General features: G+C 43.5%; 6 protein-coding genes. 5 read left to right on the forward strand and 1 reads right to left on the reverse strand.

Features of this window, described 5'->3' with window-relative positions:
- Positions 1-71 precede the first annotated feature (71 nt).
- Positions 72-365 (forward strand): c-type cytochrome, encoded by a 294-nt coding sequence (locus tag FS373_RS30915; protein ID WP_144048492.1) that lies wholly within the window; start codon positions 72-74, stop codon positions 363-365.
- 142 nt (positions 366-507) lie between these two features.
- Here the strand turns inward: FS373_RS30915 and ccmI are convergent, their stop codons facing one another.
- Positions 508-1,755, reverse strand: a complete 1,248-nt coding sequence (gene ccmI, locus FS373_RS30920) for a c-type cytochrome biogenesis protein CcmI (RefSeq protein ID WP_144048491.1) — start codon at positions 1,753-1,755, stop codon at positions 508-510.
- Between the two features lie 417 nt (positions 1,756-2,172).
- Between ccmI and FS373_RS30925 the strand changes: the two genes are divergently transcribed.
- Genes FS373_RS30925 through FS373_RS30940 form a run of 4 tightly spaced genes read left to right on the forward strand, consistent with a single transcriptional unit; the run spans position 2,173 to position 5,778 of the window.
- Complete coding sequence (locus FS373_RS30925) at positions 2,173-4,152, forward strand: heme lyase CcmF/NrfE family subunit (protein ID WP_144048490.1); 1,980 nt, start codon at positions 2,173-2,175, stop codon at positions 4,150-4,152.
- A gap of 17 nt (positions 4,153-4,169) precedes the next feature.
- The gene (locus FS373_RS30930; protein WP_144048489.1) at positions 4,170-4,724 is read left to right on the forward strand and encodes a DsbE family thiol:disulfide interchange protein; all 555 of its coding nucleotides are present in this window, start codon (positions 4,170-4,172) and stop codon (positions 4,722-4,724) included.
- Positions 4,721-5,200: a heme lyase NrfEFG subunit NrfF gene (gene nrfF, locus FS373_RS30935; protein WP_144048488.1), complete on the forward strand. Its 480-nt coding sequence runs from the start codon at positions 4,721-4,723 to the stop codon at positions 5,198-5,200. The genes FS373_RS30930 and nrfF overlap by 4 nt, the downstream gene beginning before the upstream one ends.
- Positions 5,197-5,778, forward strand: a complete 582-nt coding sequence (locus tag FS373_RS30940) for a TlpA disulfide reductase family protein (protein ID WP_152831471.1) — start codon at positions 5,197-5,199, stop codon at positions 5,776-5,778. The genes nrfF and FS373_RS30940 overlap by 4 nt, the downstream gene beginning before the upstream one ends.
- Positions 5,779-6,096 lie beyond the last annotated feature (318 nt).

Consider the following 6,096-nt stretch of genomic DNA (forward strand, 5'->3'; position numbering starts at 1 on the left):
GCCTTACTCATTGATGAGAGTAATAAGGGTGGCGTTGAGCTTTGTTAGAACTTGCATTAGGAACATCGAACATGAAAAAATTGTTAGCTATGACTGCGGTCGCTGCTTTGACTTTGTCTGCAAACGCATTTGCACAAGAAGGTAAGGCTGTATACGACAAGGCATGCCACATATGCCACAGCATGGGTGTCGCTGGCGCTCCCAAATCACATGATGCTGCTGCTTGGGAGCCACGTCTTGCTCAAGGAATGGATACATTAGTATCTACAATCAAAACTGGTAAAGGCGCAATGCCACCAGGTGGCATGTGTACTGATTGTACCGATGAAGATTACAAGAACGCTATCGAGTACATGTCTAAGTAATCTTTATCTAGCTCGAGAGTTGAGCATAAAAAAACCGGCAATTAGCCGGTTTTTTTATGTCTGTCTTTTCTAGTTAATCGTAGCGGAACATCAGGCAATAAAAAGGGTCTGCGTTTGCAGACCCACTTCAATTTTTATGTCGCTATTTAACTTGCGTATCTATGACAAGCTGGACGGTATCACCCACTTTCACCATGGCAAGCCGACCTTGAAGATCACCAGACTGCGGTTTCACGCTACCATGCTTAGAGAGGACTGCGATAATCTCGACATTCTTAGCCCCACTCAGTTTCACATCGCCACCCATAGAAGTACTATCATCTAAGGTGATAGTGGTTGGTAGTGATTTAGCCGAGACCTTAATCGCCGCTAGAGGGACTTTCGGGCCTTCAGTACTACGGGCAAAGATGAACAGCATATCTGAACTAGCCACTTGGGCCGCTAGCTCATCAGATACAGAAACTTCAACGTTAACGCTTTTAGTCGTAGCTTTTACACTTGCGTGTGCTGCGTCATCAGGTATCTCACTTGTCTCGGCCTGAATTCTCATCCTGGCACTATCGATAGCATTGATGATTGCACTTCGATCGACATCTTTTCTTTCGCTATCGAGTATGACTTGCCAAGCATCGATGGCAATTTGATAATGAGCCGTAAAGAAAGCGTCCATACCTTTAAGCAACAGAGTCGAAGGATCTTCTGGGTCGAGCGCTAAAGATTGATCGATAATAGCCTGGATGGCAGGTGTCATCTGTTGATTCGCCCTGTAATACATGGCGGTTGCTTTTGGACCCAATAACTCGGCATGTGTACCAACGAGCTCCATAGCTTGATCAAAGGTTGCTATAGCATCGTTATAACGACTCGCAGATATATATATGTGGCCAAGACTAAAGAGAAGCTGACTATTTTCAGGCTCAGATTTCACTTGAGCTTCCATCATCTCTAGACGCTGCTGCATTATTTGCTCGGCATCCATTCCTGCATGTGGACTTGCTGGAGCTGGCTGATCTAATTTAGCGTAGGCTCCAAGTGTGGCATAGAAATAACCAGAAAGACCTATAATGACCACAGACATTAAGGTAGGCCATATCAAACCTTTTGGCTTAATTTTGTTGACCAGAGATTCATCTTCACCTTGCTTCATATCCTGAAGCAGACTTATCTCTAACTCTTTCTTAAGTACGTCGAACTCCTGTTGATCAAGAAGCTCTTCTTCTAGTTCGTTCTCTAGAATGATGAGACGATTGTTAAACAGCTCAAGGTTAGTTTGTTTACGAACACCTGCTTCTTCCGTCTGCAACATCTTATGCTGACGAAAATGAGGAAACCAAATCAGCACTAGGCTGACTAACACAAAAAGCGCAATAAAAATCCAGAGAGTGGTCATTATTTCTTTTTCACATTAGTTATAAAAAGCGGATCAACCGCTGGGCTAGGGATAGGATTATACGTAAAGATTATTCATTGAACAGTAATATAAGGAGATGAGTCAGGTAAATAGTGATAGTTGGGCACTGGTTCACAGTTCGATTCTATTTTTTAAAAGAGGCTGAAACTTAAGTTTCACATAAGGGTCTGATCATAGAATCAGGTTCATTTTACATCTGTTACAGACTTGATGATTAGCCAATAAATGCGACTGGTCACCCATATTTGTACGAAAGAAGCAGACAGATACAACAGCAAATACTAAAATGACTCAAATTTTAAACCTTAGGCAGCTAAATTATTACTTGCTTAAGTATGTTGAGTGATTGAATTGGGCGTAAGCTTAACAAATAATCTAAAGTACTGAGGAAAACTCATGATCCCAGAATTAGGACACCTATCGCTGATAATCGGTTTGGCTTTTGCCTTCCTTTTAGCTAGCGTTCCTTTAATTGGTGTTGCACGCAAAGACCAATACCTAGTGCGCTATGCTTGGCCACTAACTTACGGTATGTTCTTCTTTATCTTCCTATCCGTTATTGTACTAGGCTACAGCTTTGCGGTTGATGACTTTTCAGTTGCTTATGTAGCGCATCACTCAAACTCTCAGTTGCCTATCTTCTTTAAGATAGCAGCAGTATGGGGTGGACATGAAGGATCTTTACTCTTCTGGGTGTTTGCACTTTCCGGCTGGACAGCGGCTGTTGCCTATTTTAGTAAAAGCCTAGAAGAGGTGTTTACTGCCAGGGTATTATCGGTACTGGCCTTCATCGTGATCGGTTTTGCATTATTCATGGTCTTGACTTCCAATCCTTTCGAGCGCTTATTCCCGATCCCTATGGAAGGCCGTGATCTAAACCCAATGTTGCAAGACGTGGGTCTGATTTTCCACCCTCCTATGCTATATCTTGGTTATGTAGGCTTCTCTGTGAGTTTTGCCTTCGCTATTTCAGCCTTAATGGGCGGTAGTCTTGATTCAGCATGGGCACGCTGGAGCCGACCATGGACTTTGGCTGCTTGGGTATTCCTAACTGGTGGTATTTCTCTCGGTTCTTGGTGGGCATATTATGAATTAGGTTGGGGCGGTTGGTGGTTCTGGGATCCAGTCGAGAATGCTTCATTCATGCCTTGGCTAATCGGCACTGCACTGCTTCATTCGGTTATCGTGACCGAGAAACGCGCTGCTTTCCGTAACTGGACTGTACTACTCTCTATCACCGCATTCTCGCTAAGTTTGTTAGGTACTTTCATTGTTCGTTCCGGAGTGCTTACTTCGGTGCACTCTTTTGCCGCAGATCCTAGTCGAGGCATGTTTATTCTGCTGTTATTGGGATTGGCTGTCGGTGGCTCATTGACACTATTCGCTTTCAGAGCTAGTCAAATGAAGAGTCCGGCACGTTTCGATTTATGGTCTAAAGAAACTATGCTGCTTATCTGTAATATTCTACTTACAGTGGCATGTGGCACCGTACTACTAGGTACCCTCTATCCGCTACTCATAGATGCTTTGAATATGGGTAAAATTTCGGTAGGACCTCCATATTTTAATGCCGTGTTCGTACCAATCATCCTAGTGCTATTCGTATTTATGGGCATAGGTCCGAATATACGTTGGAAGAAAGCTAAGCCTGGCGCGATGAAAGCGAAAGTCTTAGTACCTGCAGCCGTTGCTACTACTGTTGGTGTCGCGGCGCCATTCCTGGCGGATGGTAAGTTCAATATCTGGGTCGTTTTAGGAATCGGTACGGCTACTTGGGTTACACTCATGACACTTAGAGCGGGATACGATCTGATTAAGTCGAAAGATGGCTCTCTTAGTTTGGCTCGACTGGGTCGTAGCCAACTGGGTATGATCATTGCTCACTTAGGCATAGCAGTATCGGTTGTGGGCGGCACTATTGTTTCAAACTACTCGATCGAAAAGAGCGTACGCATGGGGCCTGGTATTAGCCAAGAGCTGGCAGGTTACACTTTTAATTACATCGAAACTAAGAATGTTGTTGGACCAAACTATACGGCTTTACAAGGACAGATTGAAGTGTCTAAAGATGGTGAATTTATCACCTTGCTAAAGCCGGATCGTCGCCAGTACAATGTGCGTACTATGGACATGACAGAAGCTGGTATCGACTGGGGACTCTTCCGTGATTTATATGTCACCATGGGCGATCCAATTAGTCGTACCGAGTTTGCTGTACGTATTAACTATAAGCCATTTGTTCGTTGGTTATGGTTCGGAAGCATCTTTATGATGGTAGGTGGCTTCTTTGCTGCATCGGATAAGCGGTATCGTACGAAGAAGGCACCGCAAACATCTAAGCTCGACGCGGAAAAAGAGAAATTGGCTACGGCCTAACTTGAATTGGGGCAAGTATGAAGAAGCTGGTATTATTTATTCCACTGATCTTAGTGATGGGTATGGGAGCGTTCCTTTATAAGGGACTCTTCCTCAACCCACAACAATTAGATTCGGCTCTCGAAGGAAAACCTATCCCGGTTTTTCAGTTAGAGCGTTTGGAAGATAGTAGCGAGATAATCACAAATGAAACCTTGAAAGGTAAAGTGTCATTATTAAACGTATGGGCGACATGGTGCCCATCGTGTAAATACGAGCACCCTTATCTGATGCGTTTTGCAAGACAGAATACTTTACCTATCTATGGTATTAATTACCGTGATGAACGGGCACTGGCGATTCGAGAATTGAATAGGCAGGGAGATCCCTATACTAAGAATATTTTCGATCATGACGGGCGTCTCGGTCTGGATCTTGGTGTTTATGGCGCGCCTGAAAGCTTCTTAGTTGATCACAACGGTATCATCAGGTTCAGATATGCAGGCCCAATTGATCAGCGCGTATGGAATGAGACATTGCTGCCAATGATTAAACAGCTGCAAGCCGTTGCAAAGCAGGAGGGAGCTTCATGATGAAATCAGTATTCAAACTCATGGGAGCAATACTCCTGTCATTAACTGTGATATCAGTTTATGCGACGCCAGTTGATACCTATGAGTTCAAGTCAGTAGAAAACCAGAAGCGAGCGCTGGAACTAGCGCACTCACTTCGTTGCCCTCAGTGTCAGAATCAAAATTTAATCGATTCTAATTCGCCGGTAGCTCAGGATCTTCGTCTCGAAGTTTACCAGATGGTTGATGCCGGGAAAGACTATGACGAAGTGATAGAGTTTATGACTAGTCGCTATGGTGATTTCGTCCTCTATAAGCCGAGAATGGAACCCAAAACATATGTCTTATGGTTAGGTCCTTTCGGGTTATTAGTCGTTGGCTTACTTATCGGTTTCTTCTTCGTACGTAAACAGCGTATCTCTCAAGTCGAAGAGCAAGATATCAGCGCCGAAGAGCAGAAAGAGTTAGACAGGTTACTCAATCGAGACGACCAATGAATAAAGGTTTGACTAAAGTGCTAACAGTTTCTCTGTTAGCACTCACTTCATTATCTATCGGTGCGGCTATGGCGTATCCAGGGATGCACAAAAAAGACGAAGGGGTTGCTCAGTCGAGTATAGACCTTATCAGTGTATTGCCTGAAACCTATCCAATCGATGTTGTTCCGTTCAGTGATGGCAATGGTAAGCCTGTGGACTTCAGTCAATATCGAGGCAAGGTTATCATGGTTAACATGTGGGCGACTTGGTGCCCACCATGTGTGCGTGAATTACCTGCAATAGAACGCTTATCATCTAAGTTCGATAAAGCAAAATTCGAAGTCTTACCAATTTCTATCGATCTTGATGGAAAAGAAAAAGTTGAGCCTTTCCTTAAAGAGTTAGGAATGGAAGGTTTCACGTCTTATTATGATGAGAAGCAGCAGCTAGGTCAGGTGTTCCCACTCGACACTATTCCCGCGACATTTATCTTAAATGAAGAAGGTGAACTAATTGCTTTTGTACGCACCTTTGTAGACTGGGATGATGAGAAAGCGGTTGAATTGATCCAGAGCTTTATAGATAAACCTATATAGACCACGAACTATAGAAATATCAGTATTGATAAAGCACGAGTTGGCATTATCACTTCTTTAAAAGGGACCTTAGGTCCCTTTTTTGTGTTTTGAACCCAGTAGTGACTGTTAAAGAGGCGGTCTGAGTGCTATTAATCACCGTTTCGATTGATAAATATGCGGTCATTAAGTTAATTGGAATATACTTGTAAATAGCACTTGCGCTCTGGGCTGACATCCCTATAATGCGCATCCACTGACACGGCAAACCAGTCTTCTTAAACGAAGCTGAAACCCAGTCAGGGCAATAAGTAAGCGGTTAAAAAGTTAATTTTTAAA

The sequence above is a fragment of the Shewanella sp. YLB-07 genome (assembly GCF_009377275.1).

Excerpts from the sequence above, each read along its gene's own strand:
- FS373_RS30915 (WP_144048492.1), top strand. The coding sequence starts at position 72 with ATGAAAAAATTGTTAGCTATGACTGCGGTCGCTGCTTTGACTTTGTCT.
- ccmI (WP_144048491.1), bottom strand. The coding sequence starts at position 1,755 with ATGACCACTCTCTGGATTTTTATTGCGCTTTTTGTGTTAGTCAGCCTA.
- FS373_RS30925 (WP_144048490.1), top strand. The coding sequence starts at position 2,173 with ATGATCCCAGAATTAGGACACCTATCGCTGATAATCGGTTTGGCTTTT.
- FS373_RS30930 (WP_144048489.1), top strand. The coding sequence starts at position 4,170 with ATGAAGAAGCTGGTATTATTTATTCCACTGATCTTAGTGATGGGTATG.
- nrfF (WP_144048488.1), top strand. The coding sequence starts at position 4,721 with ATGATGAAATCAGTATTCAAACTCATGGGAGCAATACTCCTGTCATTA.
- FS373_RS30940 (WP_152831471.1), top strand. The coding sequence starts at position 5,197 with ATGAATAAAGGTTTGACTAAAGTGCTAACAGTTTCTCTGTTAGCACTC.